Source organism: Streptomyces sp. NA02950 (assembly GCF_013364155.1).
Taxonomy (GTDB): domain Bacteria; phylum Actinomycetota; class Actinomycetes; order Streptomycetales; family Streptomycetaceae; genus Streptomyces.
This window is the reverse complement of sequence record NZ_CP054916.1, coordinates 5,237,820-5,260,852: the sequence shown is the minus strand read 5'-3', so window position 1 is coordinate 5,260,852 and position 23,033 is coordinate 5,237,820. Positions and strand designations below refer to the sequence as shown.

Annotated in this window: 11 protein-coding genes; 4 read left to right on the top strand and 7 right to left on the bottom strand. The window is 73.6% G+C overall.

The genetic code is table 11. From position 1 onward, the window contains the following. Positions 1-2: 2 nt before the first annotated feature. The gene (locus HUT19_RS23055) at positions 3-254 is read right to left on the bottom strand and encodes an acyl carrier protein (RefSeq protein ID WP_176182278.1); all 252 of its coding nucleotides are present in this window, start codon (positions 252-254) and stop codon (positions 3-5) included. Positions 255-314: 60 nt separating this feature from the next. Continuing rightward, a complete protein-coding gene (locus HUT19_RS23050; RefSeq protein ID WP_176182277.1) occupies positions 315-533 on the bottom strand; it encodes an MbtH family protein in 219 nt (72 codons plus the stop codon). A 360-nt stretch (positions 534-893) separates the two neighbouring features. Here HUT19_RS23050 and HUT19_RS23045 point away from each other — a divergent pair, with 360 nt between their 5' ends. Then, complete coding sequence (locus tag HUT19_RS23045) at positions 894-1,661, top strand: thioesterase II family protein (protein ID WP_176182276.1); 768 nt, start codon at positions 894-896, stop codon at positions 1,659-1,661. Here the strand turns inward: HUT19_RS23045 and HUT19_RS23040 are convergent. Together HUT19_RS23040 and HUT19_RS23035 are read right to left on the bottom strand one after the other, a co-directional pair. Next, the gene (locus HUT19_RS23040; protein ID WP_176182275.1) at positions 1,650-1,910 is read right to left on the bottom strand and encodes an alpha/beta fold hydrolase; all 261 of its coding nucleotides are present in this window, start codon (positions 1,908-1,910) and stop codon (positions 1,650-1,652) included. The genes HUT19_RS23045 and HUT19_RS23040 overlap by 12 nt on opposite strands. 151 nt (positions 1,911-2,061) lie before the next feature. Next, complete coding sequence (locus HUT19_RS23035; RefSeq protein ID WP_254885728.1) at positions 2,062-2,640, bottom strand: hypothetical protein; 579 nt, start codon at positions 2,638-2,640, stop codon at positions 2,062-2,064. A 167-nt stretch (positions 2,641-2,807) separates the two neighbouring features. Here HUT19_RS23035 and HUT19_RS23030 point away from each other — a divergent pair, with 167 nt between their 5' ends. After that, on the top strand, positions 2,808-4,052 hold the full coding sequence (locus HUT19_RS23030; protein ID WP_176182274.1) for a sensor histidine kinase: 1,245 nt from the start codon (positions 2,808-2,810) through the stop codon (positions 4,050-4,052). On the opposite strand, the gene HUT19_RS23025 is transcribed toward HUT19_RS23030, so the two are convergent. After that, positions 3,970-4,587 carry a hypothetical protein gene (locus tag HUT19_RS23025; protein ID WP_368661703.1) on the bottom strand — a complete coding sequence of 206 codons (618 nt, stop codon included), beginning with the start codon at positions 4,585-4,587 and terminating at the stop codon, positions 3,970-3,972. The two genes, HUT19_RS23030 and HUT19_RS23025, sit on opposite strands and share 83 nt — an antisense overlap. A 305-nt stretch (positions 4,588-4,892) precedes the next feature. On the opposite strand from HUT19_RS23025, the gene HUT19_RS23020 reads away from it, so the two are divergent. Then, complete coding sequence (locus HUT19_RS23020; RefSeq protein WP_254886206.1) at positions 4,893-5,870, top strand: ATP-binding cassette domain-containing protein; 978 nt, start codon at positions 4,893-4,895, stop codon at positions 5,868-5,870. Next, positions 5,867-6,721, top strand: a complete 855-nt coding sequence (locus HUT19_RS23015) for an ABC transporter permease (RefSeq protein ID WP_176182273.1) — start codon at positions 5,867-5,869, stop codon at positions 6,719-6,721. Before HUT19_RS23020 ends, HUT19_RS23015 begins: the two co-directional genes overlap by 4 nt. Positions 6,722-6,740: 19 nt before the next feature. On the opposite strand, the gene HUT19_RS23010 is transcribed toward HUT19_RS23015, so the two are convergent. Next, positions 6,741-7,850: a hypothetical protein gene (locus HUT19_RS23010; protein ID WP_176182272.1), complete on the bottom strand. Its 1,110-nt coding sequence runs from the start codon at positions 7,848-7,850 to the stop codon at positions 6,741-6,743. Between the two features lie 218 nt (positions 7,851-8,068). Next, positions 8,069-23,014 (bottom strand): non-ribosomal peptide synthetase, encoded by a 14,946-nt coding sequence (locus HUT19_RS23005; protein WP_254885727.1) that lies wholly within the window; start codon positions 23,012-23,014, stop codon positions 8,069-8,071. Positions 23,015-23,033 lie beyond the last annotated feature (19 nt).

Below are 23,033 nucleotides of genomic sequence, written 5' to 3'. Positions count from 1 at the left end.
GGTTACCGGCTGGGGGCCTCCGCCACGACCTGGTAGACCTTCTCCAGATTCACCATCTCGCTCAGTTCGGACTGATCGATGGTGATCTTGAATTCCTTCTCCAGCGAGGCGAGGATCTCGATCGCGCGGAGGGAGTCGGCACCGTGGTCGTCGATGAAGAGGCTGGTGTCGGTCACCTCGTCCTCTTCCAGTTCGAGAATGTCGCAGACGATCTCCTTGATCGCTGCCTGGCGCTCCGTGGTGATCGTGGCCATACCGGTTTTCTCCTTGTGACGTTTGACGATGCGGGTGACATCAGGTGCGCGGGACGGCGTTCAGGACGCGTTGGCGGCCATGGCCTCGGCGAGGCTGCGCGGACGCATATCGGTCCAGTTCTCGTTGATGTAGTCGAGGCATTCCTGCCGGGCCGCCAGTCCGTGGACGGACTTCCAGCCGGCCGGGATCTCGGCGAAGGCGGGCCACAGAGAATGCTGGCCCTCGTCGTTCACCAGCACGTAGTAGGTGGCCTCGTCGTCCTCGAATGGATTAGCCATCTGCTTCCCCTTCCAGGGCGCTCGCCCATTTCGGGTCGACCATAGGCAGCCGTGATTCTTGGCCACAAGCGTTGTCGGGAACGAGCGGAGCGAAGGGCGTCAGAGATTCCAATGAGAAGAATTCGATAAAGCGTTGCCAACGAACCGGCCGGTGGTTTCCGCCGGTGCGGGAACACGGGAAAAGGGGCGTTTGCCGCGGTACGGCCCCGGCACGGCCCGTCCGGCCGTCACCCAGCCCGCCCGCTCCACCACACACGGTCACCTCGGGCCATCAAGAAATTCTCGTTCCCGGGCCGTCGGCCGTGTGCCGCGCGGTACCGTGACCGCGCCAACCGCCGTCCACCGCACGGGAGTCCACCGATGTCGCGGTCGCTGCTCCGTCCGCTCCCCCGCCCCGGCGCGACCCGGACCCTGCTGTGCCTGAGCTTCTGCGGCGGCGGTACGGCTTCCTTCCGGCCCTGGGCCGAGGCCCTGCCGCCGGATGTGGAGCTGGTGCTGTACTGCTACCCCGGACGGGAAGGCCGATACACGGTTCCTTTCGCGGCCGACTGGAACGCGCTCATCGCGGACGCGCTGGAGGCCGTCCGCACGGTCGCGGCCGAACGCCCCTACCTCCTGCTGGGCCACAGCATGGGCGCCTGGGTCGCCTTCGACCTCACCTGCCGGCTGGAGGCGGGCGCGGGCGCCCCGCCGCGCGCGCTGATCGCCTCCGGCGCCGACTCCCCGGTCCGCTGGGCCGAGAAGCGCCGGGAGACCCCCACCCCGCGCGACACCGACGACGAACTCCTCACCTGGATGAGCACGGTGGGCCAGCTGTCCGACGTGGTGCTCGCCGAACCCGAACTGCGGTCGATGGCGGTCGAGGTGTTCCGCGCCGATCTGCTGGTCTCCGACGGTTACCGCTACCGCGAGGGCGTCACGGTCCGCACCCCGCTCCAGGTGCTGTACGGCGCGGACGACGACCTCGACGCCCCGGCCGCGCGCTGGCGGCCGCTGGCCACCGGGGAGTTCCGCGCCGACGAACTGCCGGGAGGCCATTTCTACACCCCGCCGGTGTGGGCACGCCTGCCCGAGTGCATCGCGGCGCTGCACCCCGCCCCGGCCGGGGGCCACCGGTCATCCGCCTGACCGCGGGCACGGCCCCCGGCCACGGCGGCCCTCGCCGCTCTCGCCGTGCCCCGCACCGCGGATCCCCACCAGGGCCCAGCGGGTGAGGAAGGCGGCGACGGTCCGTGTGAAGCGGACGGGGACGTCCAGCCGTGGGTGGTGGCCGGCGCCCGGCTGGACGGTCAGTTCGGCATGGCGGAACAACGACGCGATGCCGGCGGCGACCCGGGGGCGCGGGCCGCTGTCCAGTTCACCTGCGAGTACCAGCACCGGGGCGGCCAAGTTCGCGATGGCGGCGCGGGCCGCGGCGGGGTCGATGGCGCCGGAGGATGCGTAGATGTCCGCCGCCGGCTCATCGGTCCGTCCGACCTCGGCACGGCGGTGAGCGTGGGCATGGCGCCATCCTCATCACCGGCGACGATCACGGCAAACGGTTTCCGGGCAGCGCCGGGCCCTGGCCCTGACCGGTGCCGAGCGCCCGGCGGCGGATCGCGCGCAGCATCGACGTCCGGGTGAGGCCGCTCCCGGCCCGGATGGCCAGCCAGTACGGCCGGAACCGGCGCCGGGTGCGGTCGTCGGTGGCGTACACCCGGGTCTCCGTGCTGAGCACACCCCCGCCGAAGCGCACGTTCATCACCACCTTCAGCAGCCCCGGCTCCGCACACCCCCGGACCACGTCCAGCGCGCTCCCCTCGGGCCGCGCCCTGCCCTCCTCCAGCGTGTCCACGCCGACGAACAGCACCTCCCGCTCCCCGGCGCGCACCGTCTCCCCCATTGCGCCGAGGAAGTCCCCGACGATCCGCCGCTCCCTGCCCACATCGGCCCGCGTCAGCGCCACCAGCGCCCGTGCCATCGGGGCCTCGGCCCAGGTGGTCTCCCACACCGCCCGCATCACCGCTTCGGCGGACGCCGTCACACACACCCGGTGGACTTCCCGGAAGTGCCATCGCGGGAGCAGTCGATCCAATTCCGCCCGGCCGTCATGGTCCTGCGCATCCATCGGCATCTCCCGGGGACAGCGATACGGCTTCCCGGCAGTCCTCCCATGGGATCCGCATTCCTGTCCACGCCATATCGAATTCTTCGAAAGCCCGTCAACTCCCTTTAGAATTCGCGCGGCAGTGGCGCGAAACGGGTCGACGGCAAACGGACGGCGAGGGGAAGTCATTGGGCAGGGAGAGCGGACACGGAAACCGGTACGGCTCCTGGCGCACCGCCGTCCGGGCCGTGTGCGGGGGCGCGGCGGGGCTGGCCGTGGTGGGCGGGCTCGCGGTGGGGTCCGCGGCCGGGTGGGTTGCGGCCGTGTCGATGGTGGTGGCGGTGGGGGCCACGCTGGTGACGGTCGGGTGGTGGCCGCGCACCCGGGCGCGGCTCGGGGCGACGGCGGCGGTGGTGGCCGTGGTCTCCGCGGTGGCGACCGTGCTCACGGGGGACGCCGGGGAGGACTCGCCGCTCGGGGTACTGATGCTGGTGGAGTTCGCGGCGGTCACGGCGCTGGTGTTCGTGGTGACCCGGTTCGCGCCCGCGCCGCAGGGGGTGCCGCTGGTGCTGCTGCTGTCGGCCGCCGGGTCCACGGTGATCCTGCGGGTGGGGGCATACGAATCGTTCCTCGAGGCGTTCGGGCAGTGCGCGTTCATGGGGCTCGGGGCCATCGGCGCGACGCTGGTCGGCGGGTACTTACGGGCGCTGGACGCGCGGCGGCTGAACTCGGTGCGGGCCGCGCGCCGCAGCCAGCGGCTGGAACTCGCCCGGGACCTGCATGACTTCGTCGCCCACGACGTCTCCGGCATCGTGGTGCTCGCCCAGGCCGCGCAGCTGGTGGGGGCCGAGCAGCCGGAGCGGCTGATGCCGCTGCTGCGGCAGATCGAGGCGGCCGGACAGCAGGCGCTGCGTTCGATGGACCGTACGGTGCGCATGCTCGGTGACGCCGACACCGGGGGCGGCGAGGCGGAGGACCGGCCGCGGACGTACGGGCTGGAGGACATCACCGATGTGGTGGAGCGGTTCCGCTCCTCGGGGCGGGCCGAGGTACGGCTCGAACTGGAGCTGACCGCCGAGGCGATCGCGCGGGTGCCGCGCGAGGTGGCGAGCACCGCGCACCGGATGGTGGTGGAGGCGCTCACCAACGTCCGCCGTCACGCCCGCACGGCGGCCACCGTACGGGTGCGGGTGGCGCTGGAGCGCCGCGGCAACGCGCTGGCCGTGAGCGTGGTCAACGGCGTCGAGGCCCTCAGCTCGGGCTCCGGCGGCCATGTCGGCGAGGACGGCCGCCGGGGCGGCACCGGGCTGCTGGGGCTGACCGAGCGCATCGAGGCGCTGGGCGGCACGCTCAGCGCGGGCCCGGACGCGGGGGGCGGCTGGCGGACGGCCGCCGTTCTGCCGCTCGCCGACGCCGGTAGTACGCCACGGTGACCACGCCCAGCAGCGGGCCCCAGGCCAGCAGGGGCGCGTAACAGGCGGTCTGGAGCCAGTAGAGCGGGCCGTACGGATCGCTGATCTCCGCCAGGTTCTCCGGGGCGTTCCAGGTGAACGCGCCGACGATGGTGATGAGGGTGACGGCGAGCGCGCCGAGGGACGCCGGGATCACCGCGCACAGCACCGGAATCCGCCTGCCGCCCAGGAACGGGATCCAGCGCGGCACCACTTCGCCCCACGGCTGGATCAGCCCCAGTGTGAGCAGCCCCAGTGCCTCCGCGAAGAGGCTGAGCGCGATGACGTACAGCGTCATCCAGCCCGGGAAGTGGCTCTCGTGCAGATCCGAGGTGGTGGCGAAGCCCAGCGGCACACCGAAGCCCATCGCGCACCGCCACAGCCCGGTGGGCAGCAGGGTGAACGGCACGGTGTGCGCCGCCCGGCGGGCGAGCCACGAGGGGCGGGGGGACGGTGCGTCGTCGGCGTCGGTGCGGGGCGGCGGGGACGCCAGGTCCCGTTCGGCGCTCATGGTCATGGTGTCCTCCGTCGGTCCGCCGGTCCGCTGCCAGCGTGACGGAACGGGACGGGTCGGCACATCCACCGATCGGCAGGTCGTCATGGGTCCTGATCCGGCGGGGAATGTGCCGTTCGGCAGAGCCCGGACCGGCCCCCGGAGCGGATTCGGCCGCCGGTTTTCCCCGCGCATTCCGGCCCGCGTTTCCGGCCCGCCGCCCCGGCGGAAATAGCACGGCTTTCACCAAGCGGCAATTCCACTTCGACGTTGCTGATAGCCCGGCCCCACGGCGGACAATGCCACCTACCGTATATCCGGTGGACACGATGATGATCGACGTCTCGCATATCTCGAAGCGATTCGGGACGATGACCGCGCTCGACGATGTGAGCCTCGCGGTGCCGCGGGGCTCGGTCCTGGGTCTGCTCGGCCACAACGGCGCCGGAAAGACCACCCTGGTCAGCATTCTGAGCACGCTGACCCGCCCCTCCTCCGGACGGGCCCGGGTCGCCGGGCTCGATGTCACCGCCCGGGCCGAGGAGGTGCGCCGGCTCATCGGGCTCACCGGCCAGTACGCGGCGGTGGACGAGACGCTCCCCGGGCGCGCCAATCTGATCCTGCTGGCCCGGCTGCTGGGCGCCACGCGCACGGAGGCGGCGGAACGGGCCGACGAGTTGCTGGAGCTGTTCGATCTGACCGGAGCCGGACGCCGCAACGCCAAGAACTACTCCGGCGGGATGCGGCGGCGGCTCGATCTGGCGGCCAGTCTGGTCGGCCGCCCCGAGGTGATCTTCCTCGACGAGCCGACCACCGGACTGGACCCGGTGGCCCGGCGCGGACTGTGGGAGATCGTGGAGCGGTTGGTGCAGGACGGCACCACGGTCCTGCTGACCACGCAGTACCTGGAGGAGGCCGACACGCTGGCCGACTCCATCACGGTGCTCGCCGCGGGCCGGGTCATCGCCTCGGGCACCGCCGCCGAGCTGAAGGAGCGGGTGGGGCGGCGCAGTGTCTCCGTCACCCTGCGCCGGGCCGAGGACCGGGCCCGTACGGTCCAGGCGCTGCGCCGGGCCGCCCTGGTTCCGGCCCATGACGAGGACGGGCTCGTCCTCACCGTGCCGGTGGCCGACTCCACGGACATCGCGGTGGTGGTCCGGGCCGTGGACGAGGCCGCTACGGACATGGCGGGGCTCGCGTTCTCCGAACCGACCCTCGACGACGTGTACATGGCCCTGAACCACCCCACGGCAGCGCACCACGCCACCAACGCCGGTAACCCGACCGAGGCAGGGACGTCCTCATGAGCATCATCGCCGACCGCCCGCACTCCCCGGAGCCGGAGACCGCCGGCCCGACCGCCCCGGTCACCCCGCCGCGCTTCCGCGGTTCTGGCCCGCTGCGGCAGATCCAGGTGCTCTCCGGACGGTCGCTGCGGGCGCTGCGCGAACCGGCCCTGGTGCTGCCGGGCATCCTGGAGCCGATCCTGATGCTGACCGTCTTCAGCCAGGTCTTCAAAAGCGTGTCGCAGACACAGTCGTTCCCGGCGGGCGTCAGCTACATCGACTATCTGCTGCCCGCCTTCCTCATCACCAGCGCGATCAGCGCGGGGCTGAAGTCGGGTGTGGCGCTGACCACCGAGCTGAACAACGGGATCATCTCCCGCTTCAAGTCCATGCCGATCCACACCGGCACCATCCTCATCGGCCGCAGCATCGCCGACACCGTGCTCAACGCGGTGAACATGGTGGTGATGCTGGTGGCAGGTGCCCTGGTCTTCGGCTACGGCCCGCAGGGCGGGGTGCTGGGCTCCCTGGGGGCGCTGCTGGTGGCGATGGTCCTCGGCTGGTCGCTGGGCTGGGTGTTCATGGCGCTGTCCGCGTGGCTGCGCAAGCCGGAGGCGATGCAGCCGGTGGGCGGCATGGTCAACATGGTGCTGCTGTTCGCCTCCAACGCGTTCGTCCCGACCGACGGACTGCCGTCCTGGCTGCGGGCGTTCGCGGAGGTGAACCCGATGTCCCACGCCATCACCGCGGCGCGCGACCTGGCCCTGGGCGACCCGGACGCCGGGACGGTGCTGGCCACGTTCGGCATCTGCGGCGTGGTCGTGGCCGTCATCGCCCCGCTGGCCATCCGCAACTTCCGCCGCGCGAGCTGAACCGCCCGCCGACGGGGTCTCACCGCCGTCCGCAGCGCTTGCAGCGGCCCCGGCGGCGCAGATGGTAGGCGAGGGTGGCCGCGGCCAGCGCGGCCCCCCACAGCGGCCAGAACATCTCCGGCACCGTGGTGCCCCAGTCCTCGCTCTGGTTGTCGAACCTGCCCTGGATCTCCAGCCGGATGTACATCACCCCGGCGATCGTGATCAGCAGTGCCACCAGCGAGGCCGGGATGATGGCCAGCGGCGGCGGCACCCGCTTCCCCCGCAGCCCCACCATCCAGCGCGGGAAGACCTCGCCCCAGCGCTGGACCAGGCCGAGGGTCAGCAGCGCGCCGAGGGCGCCGAGGGTGGCGAGACCGGCTCCCCAGTACCAGAGGTGGTCCTCCTTGCCCTCCTCCCACAGCTTGTCGGAGATGCCCAGGGGGATGCCCAGCGCCCAGGCCCAGCGGGTGCTGGCGTAGACGAACGGGATGACGACGGCGATCCGCACGGCCTTGCGGCCCCACTGCGCCGCCGCCTCCGGGCCGGTCCAGCCCGGTTCGCCGTCCGTGCGGCCGCAAGCGCCGCAGGCGTCCCGCAGCCGGCGCTGGTACGCCAGCGCCGTGAGCGCCATCAGCCCGACGCCCAGGACCAGGAAGAACTGGTTGAGCACCGTCCAGTTGATGGCGCCGAAGCGGAGCAGCAGCGCATAGGCGAGATTGCCCAGCAGCCGGAAGTCGGCGAACGCCGCGAGCGCCACGGCGACGAAGCACCAGGTGTAGCCCAGCAGCAGATTCCGCGGTACCCGGCGGTGGCCCGGGAGCGCCATCAGCAGCGCGACGGCCGCGCTGGGCAGCAGCAGCGCTGCCAGCGCCGGGGCCAGGGTGGACGCCGGGGTGTGCTCGAAGGCCGAGTACTCCGGGTTGGCGTCCTCCGCGCCGAACGGGAAACCGTCGCCGCCCAGCGCCCAGTGGACGTTGGCCAGTCCGTACAGCAGCAGAGCGGCGAAGGCGGCGTAGCCGACCCACGACGGCCATCCGGGACCCCGGCGGGAGCCCCGTGCTGCCCCGTCCGCCCCGTCCGCCCCGTTCAGTGGTTGCCTCCGCTCCTCCCGCGACCGCTGGGGCTCACTGTCCGCGAGCTGCGTCATCGTTGTCCTCTCCTCCTCGTCACCGCGTCGGCGACGAGCGCTGTTCCTCCCGCTCAGCATTCCGAGCGGACCCGCGCCGGACATCTGCCGAATGGGAGATTTCGGGGCGGGAACACCCCGCGGGGCACCCCTGGAAACCCCGCGACGCACCCCGGGAAAACCCCGGTGCTCCCGGGCGCGGAGGCTCGGGAGCACCGGGATACGGAGCGGCCGGGGGGTCAGCCGCCGTGGCCGGGCCGGTCCACGGGCCGGTCCAGAAGGTCCCGTACCACCCGCGCGACCTCGGCCAGCGGCCCGGGCCGGAGGAGCTGCCGGTGTTCGCAGTCCACCTCGTGGGTGGCCACCCGCCCGCTGGTGTACGGGGCGATCCGGCCGGACCAGCTCGCCACCTTGCCCGCGGGGTCACCGGGGAAGTCCTCGGACTCGGTGGCCACGAACAGCGTCACATCGCCGTCGTAGACCCCGGGCACATGACCGAGCGTCAGCTCCCAGTTGTTGTTGTTGACCCGGCCGATGCGGAGGATGTCCCGCTCCTCGAAGGTGGCCAGCGCACTGCCCTCGGCCCGCAGCACCTCCATGACCCGGCCGTACTCCAGCGGGCCGTCCCCGAACATCCTCGGGTCGTGTCCGGTGAAGTCCAGCAGCACCGCCAGCACCTTCTGCTCGTCCGCCGCCACGTACGCGTCGCCGAACTCCTCGACCGGCACCGGCGGCTGGTCGAGGTTGGCCAGCAGTCCGACCTCCTCGCCGCTCAGTCGCAGCTGGACCGCCATCTCATGGGCGACCAGCGCCCCCATTGACCAGCCCAGCAGGTGGTACGGGCCGTGCGGGCGCACCTTGCGGATCTGCTCGACGTAGTCCGCCGCCATCTCGGGGATCGAGGCGGGCAGCGGCTCCTCGCGGGCGATGCCACGCGCCTGGACGCCGTAGACGGGCTGGTCGGCCGGGAGATGGCGGAGCAGCCCCGCGTACATCCAGCTGACCCCGCCGACGGGGTGCACACAGAACAGCGGTGGCTTGTCCCCGGCGGTGCGCAGCGGCAGGACGACCTCGAAACCGCTGTCCCCCGTCCCCTCCCCCTGGTCCTCCTGTCCCATCAGCTCGATCAGCTGGGCGACGGTGGGCGCCTGGAAGACGGCCCGGTTGGAGACCTCCGCGCCGAACACCGAACGGATCCGGCTGACCAGCTGGATGGAGACGATGCTGTCCCCGCCCAGCTCGAAGAAGTTGTCGTCGATACCCACCTTGGGCAGCCGCAGCAGCTCGGCGAAGAGCGTGCACAGCAGTTCCTCGCGCGGGGTGCGCGGACCGCGGCCGCCACCGGCGGCCGCCCCGAAGTCGGGCGCGGGCAGCGCCGTGCGGTCCACCTTGCCGTTGGGCGTGAGCGGCAGCGCGTCGAGGGTGACGAACGCGGCGGGCACCATGTACTCCGGCAGGGCCGCGGCCACCCGGTCACGCACCGCCTGGACGTATCGCTCCCCCCGGCCCCCCTGATCAGCGGCGGGGACGAGATAGGCCACCAGCTTCTTGGCTCCCGGCCGGTCCTCGTGGACCACCACCGTCACCTGGGCGACCCCCGGGCCGGCGGCCACCGCGCTCTCGATCTCGCCGAGTTCGATCCGCAGGCCGCGGATCTTCACCTGGTGGTCGGCCCGGCCGACGAACTCCACCCGCCCCTCGGCGTCCCACCGCACCAGGTCCCCGGTGCGGTACATCCGCGCCCCGGGCGGACCGTACGGATCGGCGGTGAACCGCTCGGCGGTGAGCCCCTGCAGATCCGCGTAGCCGCGGGCCACTCCGGCGCCCGCCACGTACAGCTCGCCGACCACCCCCGGCAGGGCGAGCCCCAGCCGGTCGTCCAGGACATAGGCCCGCATCCGGTCCATGGCCCGGCCGATGGGCACGGTCGTCCCCACCCGGTACGGGGCGCGCATCGGATGGCAGGTGGCGAAGGTGGTGGTCTCGGTGGGCCCGTAGACATGCACCAGACCGGTGTCCGGGCAGGCGTCCAGAACCCGCTGGAACGCGCCCGGCGACACCTGCTCACCGCCGGTCCACACCTGCGCGAGACCGGCGAAGCAGCCCGGGTCCTCCTCGGCCATCAGGTTGAACAGCGCGGTGGTGAGGAACACCGCGGTCAGTCCGTCCCGATCGGCATGGCCGCGCAGCCGGGCCGCGTCGAGCTGACCGGGCGCGGCCACCACGAGGGTGCCACCGCCGAGCAGCGGCGCCCACATCTCGTACGTCGAGGCGTCGAAGGCGTGCGGCGAGTGCATCAGCACCCGGTCGTGCGCCCCGCCGCGCCAGTGGCCGTCGGCGGCCAGCGCCACCACGTCCGCGTGGGTGACGGCGATGCCCTTGGGCCGCCCCGTCGAACCGGAGGTGTACATGAGGTACGCCAACTGGCCCGCCAGCAGCGGGATCCCCGGATTGTCCGCCTCGTGCTCCGCCTCGTGGTCCGCCGCACCGTCCGGCCGCTCCTCGTCCACCACCAGCACCCGGGCGGTGTGCGCGAACTCCACTCCGGCCATCGCCCGGTCGGTGAGCAGGGTGCCCGCGTTCGTCTCGGCGACGATCGTCTCCAGCCGCGCCCTGGGCGCCCGGGAGTCCAGCGGCACATACGCCGCGCCCGCCTTGAGCACGGCGAGCGTGGCCACCACCAGCTCCACCGAACGCTCCTGGAGGATCGCCACCCGGTCGTCGGGCCGCACCCCCAGCGCGATGAGGCGGTGCGCCAGGGCGTTGGCGCGGGCGTTCAGCTCGGCGTAGCCCAGCGTCACCCCGTCGGCGACCACGGCCGTGGCCCCGGGGGTGTCCGCAGCGCGGGCCTCGAACAGCGAGACCACCGTGCCCGCCGGAACCGCGTCCTCGGTGGCACCGGGCAGCAGCCGCGCCCGCTCCTCGCCCGCCATCAGCTCAAGCCGTGCCAGCGGCCGCTCGGGATCGGCGACGGCCGCCGTCAGCAGCCGCACCAGCCGGTCGGCCATCGTCTCGACCGTCGCCCGGTCGAAGAGCGCGCTGTTGAACTCGATACCCGCGCCCAGCACCGGTCCGGTGCCGTCCTCCCCCGGCTCCTCGCTGAAGCCGAAGGTCAGGTCGAACTTGGCGAGTTCGGAGTCCAGCGGATACGGCTCCGCCGTCAGCCCCGGCAGCTCCAGATCCGCCCGCTCGTTGTTCTGATAGCTGATCGCCACCTGGAACAGCGGGTTGCGGGACAGTGAGCGGACCGGGCTCAGCTCCTCCACCAGCCGCTCGAACGGCACGTCCTGGTGGGCGAAGGCGGCAAGATCGGCCGTCTTCACCCGCTCCACCAGGGCCAGGAAACCGGGGTCGCCCGAGGTGTCCGTGCGCAGCACCAGCGTGTTGACGAAGAAGCCGACCAGATCCTCCAGCGCCTCGTCACCGCGGCCCGCCACCACCGTGCCCAGCGGGATGTCCGTCCCCCCGCCGAGCCGGGTCAGCAGCGCGGCGACGGCGGCCTGGAACACCATGAACAGACTGGCCCCGGTGCGCCGCGCCAGCTCCGTCAGCCCCTCCGCCAGCCCCTCCGGCAGGACGACCGGCACCGTGCCGCCGCTCACCCCGGCCTCGGCGGTGCGCTGCCGGTCCAGCGGCAGGCTCAGCTCCTCCGGCAGCCCGTGCAGGGCGCCGCGCCAGTGGTCGAGCTGACGGCCGACGGCGCTGTCCGGGTCGTCCTCGCTGCCCAGGGTCCGCCGCTGCCACAGCGCGTAGTCGGCGTACTGGACCGGCAGCGCCACGAACGCGGGCGCCAGCCCCTCGCACCGCGCGCGGTAGGCGGTGCCGAGGTCGCGGACGAGCGGGGCCAGCGAACCGCCGTCCCCGGCGATGTGGTGCAGCACCAGCAGCAGCACATGCTCATCGGGGGCGAGCCGCAGCAGCCGGGCCCGCAGCGGGATGTCGGCCGCGAGGTCGAAGTCCCGGCCCGCCTCGGCCTCCAGGGCCCGGTCGAGCCCGGCCCGGTCGATGTCCGCCGCCTCCAGGGCGAGGGCCACCTCCCCCGGTGCCAGGACGTGCTGGGACGGTACGCCGTCGGACACCGGGAAGACCGTCCGCAGGCTCTCGTGCCGGGCCACCACATCGGCGAGCGCGGCACGCAGCGCGGCGGTGTCCAGTTCGCCCCGCAGCGTCACGGCGAGCGGGATGTTGTAGGTGCCGCCGCCCTCGACCTGGTTGATGAACCACAGCCGGCGCTGGGCGTACGACAGCGGGACCACCGACGGCCGCTCCACCGGACGCAGGCCCTCCCGGGCCCCGGCCGCCCCGGCCAGCCGCTCGGCCAGCGCGGCGACGGTCGGCGCCTCGAAGACGGCCCGCACCGGGAGTTCGGCGCCCAGCTCGGTACGGATCCGGTTGACCAGCCGGGTCGCCAGCAGCGAATGGCCGCCGAGGTCGAAGAAGCCGTCGTCGATACCGGGCGCGTCGATCCCCAGGACCTCGGCGAACAGCCCGCACAGGGTCTCCTCGCGGGGGTGGCGGGGTGCGCGCCGCTCACCGGCGGCGCCGTACTCGGGCACCGGCAGCGCCGCGCGGTCCAGCTTGCCGTTCGACGTCAGCGGCAGGGCGTCGGCCAGGACCACGACGGCCGCGGGGACCATATAGCCCGGCAGTTCGCCCGCGAGGTACCCGCGCAGTTCGGCGGGGGTGACGGACGGGTCGGCCACGGCGTAGCCGACGAGCCTGCGGTCCCCGGGACGGTCCTCCCGGACCACGACGGCGGCCTGGGCGACAGCCGGATGTCCGGCGAACCGGTTCTCGATCTCGCCGAGTTCGATCCGGAAGCCGCGGATCTTCACCTGGTCGTCGGCGCGCCCGACGAACTCCAGCTGGCCGTCGGCCCGCCGGCGCACCACATCCCCGGTGCGGTACATCCGCGACCCGGGCGGACCGTAGGGATCGGCGGTGAACCGCTCGGCCGTCAGCGCCGCACGCCGCAGATAGCCACGCGCCAACCCCGGCCCCGCCACATACAGTTCACCGGCCACTCCGGGCGGGGCCAGCCGCAGCGAACCGTCCAGCACATACGCCCGGGTCCCGGGCACCGGGGTGCCGATCGGGGGCGTTCCGGTCCCCGCGGTCAGCGGCTCGCTCATCGACACGGCGACGGTGGACTCGGTCGGACCGTAGGCGTTCACCATCCGGCGGCCCGGCGCCCAGCGCTCCACCAGCTCCGCCGGGCACGCCTCCCCGCCCACGACCAGACAGCGGAAGTCCGGCAGCGCGGTGGCCGGGACGGTCGCGAGGGCGGCCGGGGGAATCAGGGCGTGGGTCACCCGGCGCTCCGCGAGGACCTCGGCGAGCGGTTCCCCCGCCAGCGGTCCAGGGGCCGGAACGACCAGCGTGGCACCGGACGTCAGGGTCATGCACAGTTCCAGCACCGAGGCATCGAAACTGGGCGAGGAGAACTGCAACACCCGACTGTCCGCCGACACCGCGAACCGCTCCCGCTCGGCCGCCGCGAACGCCGCGATGCCACGGTGGGAGACCACCACACCCTTCGGCACACCGGTGGAACCGGACGTGTAGATCACATACGCCGGACCGTCGAGCGCGACGGGGACCGGCACGGGCGCGGCCGATGATGCCTCGGTGCCGTCGACCATCAGCACGGCCCGGCCCCCGGGCACCACCTCCGCGTACGCCTCCGTGGTCAGCACCACCACCGGACGGGCATCGTCCAGCATGAACGCCACCCGCTCCGCCGGATAGTCCGGATCCACCGGCAGATACGCCGCCCCCGCCCGCATCACCGCGAGCGAAGCCACCACCGACTCCACCGAACGCCCCAGCACCAGGGCCACCACATCCTCCGGCCCCACCCCCGCCGCCGACAGCCGACCCGCCAACGCGTCCGCCCGCGCCGCCAACCCCGCGTACGACAACGCCACATCCGCCGACTCCACCGCCACCGCGTCCGGCGACCGCCCCACCTGCGCCGCGAACAGCTCACAGAAGGTCACCGGTTCCACCGCACGGCCGGTGGTGTTCCACCGCGCGAGCCGTTCCCGCTCGGTGACCGACAGCAGGTCCACCGCCGCCACCGGCCGCGCCGGGTCGTCGGCGAACGCCTCCAGCAGCCGCACCAGCCGCTCCCCGAGGGCGTGTGCCGCGGCCGCGTCGAAGAGGTCGGGGCGGTAGTCCAGCTTGAGGGTGAGCGCGCGGGCGGTGTCGGTGACGGCGAGCTGGAGCGGATAGTGCGTACCGTCCTGGATCTCGGCGTCCACGACCCCGAGCCCCTGGGCGGCCTCCTCCAGGCCGCCGGAGTCCACCGGGAAGTTCTCGAATGCGGTGGAGGTGTCGAACAGCGCACCGCCCGCCCCGGCCAGCCGCTGGATGTCGGTCAGCCCCAGGTACTTGTGCGGCATCAGGTCGAGCTGCCGGTCCCGGAGCCGGGTCACCACGTCCAGCAGGGTGTCGCCGCGTTCGACGGTCACCCGCACCGGGAGGGTGTTGATGAACAGGCCCACCATGGTCTCGACACCGGGGAGTTCGGCGGGGCGTCCGTTCACGGTCTCGCCGAACAGCACGTCGTCCCGGCCGGTGGCGGCGCACAGCAGCAGCCCCCACGCGGCCTGCACCACGGTGTTCTTGGTCAGGCCGTGGCGGCGGGCGCGGGCGGTGAGCGCCGCGAGGGCGTCCGCCGACAGCCCGCCCTCCCACGCCTCGGGCCGCACCGGACGGCGGGCCGGGTCGGCGGGGGCGACGAGCGTCGGCTCGTCCACCCCGGCCAGCGCGGTGCGCCAGGCGTCCTCGGCCGCCCGCCGGTCCTGTTCGGCCAGCCACGCCAGATGGTCGCGGTACGGGGTCACCTCCGGCAGCCCGGAGGCATCGCCCGCCCGCCCGTACAGCTCGAACAGCTCGGCCATGACAAGCGGCCCCGACCAGCCGTCGAGCAGGATGTGGTGGTTGGTGAAGAGCAGCCGGTGCTGGTCCTCGCCGAGCCGGATCAGGGTGAACCGCAGCAGCGGGGGCCGCCGCAGATCGAACCGGGCGGCCAGGTCCTCGGCGAGCAGCCGGTCCAGCCCGGCCCGCCGCGCGTCCTCGTCCAGCCCGCTCAGGTCCACCTCCGTCCAGGGCGGTTCGACCTCGCGCGGAATGGCCTGGAGGGACTGTCCGCGGGCGCCGGTCCGGAAGGCGGCGCGCAGGTTGTCGTGGCGGCGCAGCACGGTGCGGGCGGCGTCGCGCAGTACGGCCGGGTCCAGTTCCCCGCGCAGGTCCAGCGCCATCTGGACGTTGTAGACATCGGCTCCGCGCTCGTCGTAGAGGGCGTGGAAGAGCAGCCCCTCCTGGAGCGGGGAGAGCGGGAGGACATCGGCCAGACCGCCGGGGTGGGCGGCCTCCAGCCGGTCGATCTCCTGCTGGCCGAGGTCGACCAGCGGAAGGTCGGACGGAGTGAGCCCGCCGCCCTCCGGGCGTTCGGCGTAGGCCACCAGGGCGCGCAGCGCACGGAACCAGGCCCGGCCCAGCTCCCGTACGTCGGCCTCGGTCAGCAGCCGGGTGGGGTAGACCCAGTTGGCCACCAGACGCGGTCCGTCGGGGTGGGTGACGGCGGTCGCGGTGAGGTCGAGGGTGTGCGGCAGCGGCATCGCGGCGTCGGCGACGGCCGACAGATCGCCCGCGGCCACCGGCTCCTCGGGGACGTCCGCGTCGGGTGCCTCGCCCAGCCGTCCCAGGTAGTTGAAGCCGATCTGGGGTTCGGCGCAGCGGCCCAGCGCACGGGCGGTCTGCGGGTTGAGATGGCGCAGCAGCCCGTAGCCGATGCCGTTGTCGGGGATGGTGCGCAGCCGCTCCTTGATCCGCTTGAGGGCGGCGCCGACGGCCGGACCGGCGGCCGCGATGTCCTGTCCGGTCAGCTCGCCCGCGTCCAGCCGCACCGGGTAGAGGCTGGTGAACCAGCCGACCGTCCGGGAGAGATCGGCTCCGGGCACGATCTCCTCGCGGCCGTGGCCCTCGAGGTCGATCAGCACCTGCGAGCCCTCACCGCGTCCGGCGGTGCGTCCGGTGCCGCGGCGCCAACCGTCGACGGCGACGGCGAGCGCGGTGAGCAGCACGTCGTTGACCCCGGCACGGAACGCGGCGGGCACCCGGCCCAGCAGCGGCCCGGTCACCTCGGCGGGCAGGGTGAAGCGCAGCATGGCCGCGGTGCCCATGGTGTCGCGGGCCGGGTCGAGCGGTTCGTCGGTCAGCAGTGGATCGGGGCCGGTGAGCATCTCGCGCCACAGCGCCAGTTCCCGCATCCGCTCCGGCTCCCCGGCCGCCTCGGTGAGCTGCCGGGACCAGCGGCGGAAGGAGGTGCCGACGGGGTCGAGGGCGACCGGGCGCCCCGCGCGCAGCGCGTCGATCGCGGCTTGGAGATCGGGCAGCAGAATCCGCCAGGACACCCCGTCGACCACCAGGTGGTGGGCGACGACGGCGAGCTGACCGGGGGCGTCGGATCCGGCGTCGAACCACACGGCCCGCACCATCCGGCCCTGGTCGGGGTCGAGTTCGGCCTGTGCGGCGGCGATCTCCTCGGCGGCCAGCGTGTCGAGCCGGTCCTCGGTGAGCCCGGTGCGCACCAGCGCGGCCGCGTCCACCCGGCGCAGACAGTCCTCGGCCCGTACGGCGCCGGGCGGCGCGGTCTCCAGCGACCACCCGATGTCCTCGGCGATCCGGGACAGGGTCATCCGCAGCGCGTCGTGGTGGTCCAGCACGGCCTGGAGCGCGCCGTGCAGGGTGGCCGCGTCGGTGCCGGGCGGCACGGGCATCGACATGGTCTGGTTGAACTGGTCGATGGTGCCGCCGCGTTCCCGCAGCCAGTGGACGATCGGGGTGAGCGGGATCTCGCCGACGCCGTCGGAGGAGGACGCCTCCTCGGCGGCCGTCTCCGCCGTGCTGTCAGCGGTGGCGACGGCAGCGGCCAGGGCCGCCACCGTGCGGTGGGCGAACACATCGCGCGGGCTGAACCGCAGCCCCTCCGCACGGGCCCGGCCGACCAGCTGGATCGAGATGATGCTGTCGCCGCCCAGCTCGAAGAAGCTGTCGTCGACACCGACCGTCCCGACCCCCAGCACCTCGGCGAAGAGCGCGCACAGCGTCTCCTCGGCGGCGGTGCGCGGCGCCCGCGCGCCCTCGCCACCGCCCTCGTCACCGCTTCCGCCTCCGAACGCCGGGGCGGGCAGCGCCCGGTGGTCCAGCTTGCCGTTGACGGTCAGCGGCAGCGCGTCGAGGGTGACGAAGGCCGCGGGGACCATATGGTCCGGCAGCGCGGCGGCGGCGTGTTCGCGCAGCTCGCCCCCGTCCGCCGCGGCGCCCGGCGCGGGCACCACATAGGCGGCCAGCAGCCGGTGGCCCGGCCGGTCCTCGCGGACCCGCACCGCCACCTGCCCGACCGCCGGATGCCCGGCGAGCACGGCCTCGATCTCGCCCGGTTCGATCCGGAAGCCGCGGATCTTCACCTGGTCGTCGGCGCGCCCCAGGTACTCCAGCCGTCCGTCCGGGCCCCGGCGGGCCAGGTCGCCCGAGCGGTACATCCGGCCGCCGGGCGGGCCGAAGGGGTCGGCGACGAAGCGGCCCGCGGTGAGCGCCGGGCGCCCGAGGTAGCCGCGGGCGAGACCCGCGCCGGAGATGTACATCTCGCCGGGCGCGCCGGGCAGTACGGGCCGCAGTGCCGGGTCCAGGACCTGCACCCGCAGATCGGGGATGGCCTCGCCGATGACACTGCCGGTCGCGGCGGCCGCGCCCGCCCGGTCCAGGGCGGCATGGCTGACGTGCACGGTGGTCTCGGTGATCCCGTACATGTTGACCAGCCGCGGCGCGTCGTCGCCGTGCCGCTCGTACCACTCCGCCAGGCGCCACGGGTCCAGTGCCTCACCGCCGAAGACGACGGTGCGCAGGGCCAGTCGGCGGCCGAGTCCGGGGTGCTCCCGGTCGGCGGCCATCAGCTGGTAGAAGGCGGACGGGGTCTGGCTGAGCACCGTGACCCGCTCGCGGACCAGCAGTTCGAGGAACGCCTCGGGGGAACGGCTGACGGTGTGGTCGACCACCACCAGCCGTCCGCCGTGCAGCAGCGGGCCCCAGATCTCCCACACCGAGAAGTCGAAGGCGTAGGAGTGGAACATGGTCCACACGTCGTCGGGGCCGAAGCCGAACCAGTGGTCGGTGGCGGTGAACAGCCGCACGGCGTTGCGGTGCGGGACCACGACGCCCTTGGGGCGGCCGGTCGAGCCCGAGGTGTAGATGACGTACGCCGGGGCGTCGGGGGTGAGCGCGGCCGTCCGGTCGGCGTCGGTGGGGTCGGTCTCCGGCCGCCCGGCCAGCTCCTCCCGTACGGCCGGGTCGTCCAGGGCCAGCACCGGCACCCCCTCGGGTACCGCGGCCGGGCCGGCTCCGGTGGCGGTGAGCACCAGCGCGGGCGCCGCGTCGCCGACCATGTACGCGAGGCGGTCGGCCGGGTAGTCCGGGTCCAGCGGCAGATAGGCCGCGCCCGCCTTGAGGACGGCCAGCAGCGCCACGATCGTCTCGGCCGAGCGCGGCAGCGCGAGCGCCACCAGCCGCTCGGGCCCGGCGCCACGGTCGATCAGCTGGTGGGCCAGCCGGTTGGCGCGCGCGTTCAGTTCGGCGTAGCTCAGCGCGGTGTCCCCGCACACCACGGCGGTGGCGTCCGGGGTGGCCGCGGCGGCGGTCTCGAAGACCTCGGTGAGGGTGTGCGGCTCGTCCTCGGCCGCGCCGTCCGCCGCGTCGGCCGCGGCCCGCCGCGGCGCCCGCTCGTCCTCGGTGCTCAGATCGAGCCTGCCCACGGGTGTGGTGGGGTCGGCGGCGAACGCCTCCAGCACCCGCCGGTAGCGCCCGGCCAGGGTCCGTACGGCGGCCGCGTCCAGCAGATCGGGGCGGTGGGACCAGGTCAGCGACAGCGCGTCACCGCGCTGGGCGGCCAGCAGCCCCAGCGGGTAGTGCACCGCGTCCCGGACGTCGGCGTCGACGACCCCGAGGTCGCGGGCGGTGGACTCCAGGGTCTCGGCGTCCACCGGATAGTTCTCGAACACCACCAGGGTGTCGAAGAGTTCCCCGGTGCCGGTGAGCCTCTGGAGGTCGGCCAGGCCCAGGTACTGGTGGGCCAGCAACCCCGACTGCCGGGACTGGAGCCGGCCGGCCATCCCGGCGAGGTTCTCCCCGGGCCGGGTGTCCACCCGCACCGGCAGGGTGTTGATGAACAGCCCGACCATGGACTCCACACCGGGCAGCTCCGGCGGGCGCCCGGAGACCGTCGAGCCGAACACCACGTCCTCACGGCCGGTGAGCGCGCCGAGCACCACCCCCCACGCGGCCTGCACCACGGTGTTGACGGTCAGCCCGTGTTCGCGGGCGGCGGCGAGCAGCCCCTGGCTCAGCTCCGCGGGCAGCTCCTGGGTCCACCGCTCGGGCGCGGCGGGGGCGCGGTCCGCGGGGGCGCCGGACACCAGCAGGGTCGGCTCGGTGACGCCGTCGAGCGCGGTCCGCCAGGCGTCCTCGGACACCTGCCGGTCCTGTGCGGCCAGCCAGGCCAGATAGTCGCGGTACGGAACGGCCGGGGGCAGTGCGGTGTCGTCGCCGCCCCGGCCGTACAGCTCGAACAGCTCCCCGATGAGCAGCGGCATCGACCAGCCGTCCACCGCGATGTGGTGCACGGTGAGCACGAAGCGGTGCCGGTCGGTGCCGAGCCGGACCAGGGTGCAGCGCAGCAGCGGCGGCGCGGTGAGATCGAACCGCTCGGCGCGGTCGGCGGCCAGCAGCCGGTCCAGTTCGGTCCGCCGCGCCTCCTCGTCCAGCCCGCTCAGGTCCACCTCGGCCCAGGGCACCTCGGCCTCGCGCGGCACGACCTGGAGGGACATGCCGGAGGCGGAGGTGACGAAGGCGGCGCGCAGATTGCCGTGGCGGCGCAGCAAGGTGCGGGTGGCGGCGCGCAGCCGCGCGCCGTCCAGGGGGCCGTGGAGCTCCAGGGCGGACTGGATGGTGTAGACGTCCGGCGCGGACTCGTCGTAGACGGAGTGGAACAGCAGCCCCTGCTGGAGCGGGGAGAGCGGCAGGAGGTCGGCGAGTCCGCCGGGCGCCGCCGCCAGCCGGTCGATCTCGTCCTGGCCGACGGTCACCAGTGGCAGGTCGGAGGGGGTGAGCCCGCCCGCGTCGGGCCGGGTCGCGGCGGTGGCCAGGGCGCGCAGCGCGTCGAACCACATCCGGGCGACCTCGCCGACCTCCTCCTCGGTGAGCAGTTCCGCGGAGAAGGTCCAGGAGGCCACCAGCCGCTGCCCGTCGGGGTAGGCCAGGGCCGCGGCGTTGACCTCCAGGGGATAGCCGAGCGGCATGGCGGGGTCGCCCGCGCCGGTGAGGTCGCGCACCGCCACGGTGTCGGCGGCGGCGGCGTCCTCGGCGTCGGCCTCGCCCATCCGGCCCAGGTAGTTGAAGCCGATCTGGGGTTCGGCGAAGGCGGCCAGCTCCGGTCCGGTGGCGGGGTTGAGATGGCGCAGCAGCCCGTAGCCGAGGCCCTTGTCGGGGATGGCGCGCAGCTGCTCCTTGACGGTCTTCAGCGCGGTGTCCAGCGCCCGGCCGCCGGTCCACAGCTCGTCCTCCGGCAGCGTGCCGGGGTCGAGGGCCACCGGGAACAGGCTGGTGAACCAGCCGACCGTACGGGACAGGTCGATGCCCTCGGCGATCTCCTCGCGGCCGTGGCCCTCGAGGCCCACCAGCACCGCGGAGCCGTCGCCCCGGCCGCGTTCGCGCCGCCAGCGGGCGACGGCCAGTGCGAGACCGGTGAGCAGCACCTCGTTGATCCCGGCGTGGTACGCGGCGGGCACCTGGCCCAGCAGCGGTTCGGCCACCTCGGCGGGCAGGGTGAGCGTCAACTGCCGGGCGGCGCCCACCACATCGCGGGCCGGGTCCAGCGGGCGGTCGGTGAGCGCGGGGTCGTCCGTGGCGGCGATGGCGCGCCACAGGTCCAGTTCGGCGACGCGGCCGGGCGCGGTGGCGTTCTCGGCCAGCAGCTGCGTCCAGCGGCGGAACGAGGTGCCCACCGGCTCCAGTTCGGGGGTCTTGCCGTCGGTGAGCGCGTCCAGAGCCGCCTCCAGATCGGGCAGCAGCACCCGCCAGGACACCCCGTCGACCACCAGGTGGTGGGCGATCACGGTGAGCCGTCCCGGGGCGGCCCCGGCGTCGTACCAGACGGCCTGGAGCATCCGGCCGTCCTCGGGCGCCAGCCGCCGCATCGCGACCCGCAGCTCCTCCTCGTCGTCCGGGTTCCCGGCGCGGCGTACGCAGTCCTCGGCCCGGACGGCGCCCACCGGGTCCACGGTGAGCGCCCAGTCGGCGCCGGGGGTGCGGGCCAGCCGCAGCCGCAGCGCGTCGTGCCGGTCCAGCAGCGCCTGGACGGCGGCCCGGACCTGTTCCAGTGCGAGCCCGGCCGGCACCGGCAGGGTCATGGTCTGGTTGAAGGCGTCGACCGGGCCGCCCCTGGCCTGCTGCCAGCGCATGATCGGAGTGGGCACGACGGCGCCCACCCCGTCCTCGGCGGTCACGGCGGGCTGCCGGGGGCCGTGGTCGAGGGCGGCGAGCCGGGCCACCGTACGGTGCTCGAAGATCTCCCGCAGGGTGATCTCGACGCCCTCCTTGCGGGCGCGGTGGGCGAGCTGGATGGAGGAGATGCTGTCCCCGCCCAGTTCGAAGAAGCTGTCGTGGACCCCGACCGGGGCCACACCCAGCACCTCGGCGAAGAGCGCGCACAGCGCCGTCTCGCGCTCGGTGCGCGGCGCGCCGCCGGACGCCTCCGCCACGGGCTCCCGGGTGGTGGCGGGCCTCGCGGTCACCAGCCGGGCCCGGTCCTCGGGGGTGAAGGCGGGCACCGATCCGGCGGGCCGCCCGGGGTCGGCGGCGAACGCGGCCAGGACGGCGAGGAAGCGGTCCAGGATCTCCCGTCCGGCGCCGTCCGCGAACAGGTCCGGCCGGTGGTCCAGCCGGACCGTCATCCGCTCCCCGCGGACCGTGCCCTCCAGGTTGAGGGTGTAGTGGGTGGCGTCCACCGTGGTGGCGGCGACGGCCCCGATGCCCTCGGCGGAGTTCTTCAGGGTGTCGGTGTCGATCGGATAGTTGGCGAAGATGGTGATGGCGTCGAACAGCTCCCCGCCGCCCACCAGTTGCTGGATCTCGGCAAGCCCCAGGTGCTTGGCGGCGATGAGTTCGCTCTGCTGGTCCTGGAGCCCGCGCGCCAGCTCGGCGAGCGAACGCTCCGGGTCGATCCGCAGCCGCACCGGCAGGGTGTTGATGAACAGCCCGACCATGGACTCCACACCCGGCAGCTCCGGCGGGCGGCCGGAGACGGTCTCGCCGAACACCACGTCGTCCCGGCCGGTCAGCCCGGCCAGCACCAGCCCCCACGCGGTCTGCACCACGCTGTTGAGCGTCAGCCCGTGGGCGCGGGCCCGGCGGGCCAGTCCGGCCGCCAGCTCCGCGTCCACCTCCTCGATCAGCGTCGCGGGCAGCGCGGGGCCGCGCGCCGGGTCGGGCGGCGCCACCAGCGTAGGCCCGTCCAGACCGGCCAGCGCGCGCCGCCACGTCTCCTCCGCCTCGGCCCGGTCCTGCCGGGCCAGCCAGGCCAGGTAGTCGCGGTACGGGGCGACCGGCGGCAGCGCCGAGGCGTCCCCGCCGCTGGTGTACAGCGCCATCAGTTCGCCCAGCACCAGCGGCATGGACCAGCCGTCCAGCAGGATGTGATGGGCGGTGAACACAAACCGGTACTCGGCGTCGGCCAGCCGCACCAGCGAGAACCGCAGCGGCGGCCGGGCCAGGTCGAACCGCCGGGTACGGTCGTCCGCCAGCAGCCGGGCGAGTTCCGCCTCCCGGTCCGCCCCGGCCACCCCGCGCAGATCGTGTTCGGCCCAGTCGGGTTCGGCCTCGCGCAGGATCACCTGCACCGGTTCGCCGCTGGTGCGGTTGCGGAAACTGGCCCGCAGGTTGTCATGGCGCGCGAGCACCGTCCCCACGGCGCCGCGCAGCAGCCCGGCGTCCACGTCCCGGCGCAGGTCGAGAGCCATCTGGATGACATAGACATCCGCGCTGTGCTCCTCGTACAGGGCGTGGAACAGCATGCCCTTCTGGAGCGGGGACAGCGGCCACACGTCCACGAAGCCCGGCTTCGTCACTTCGCTGTGTCCTTTCATC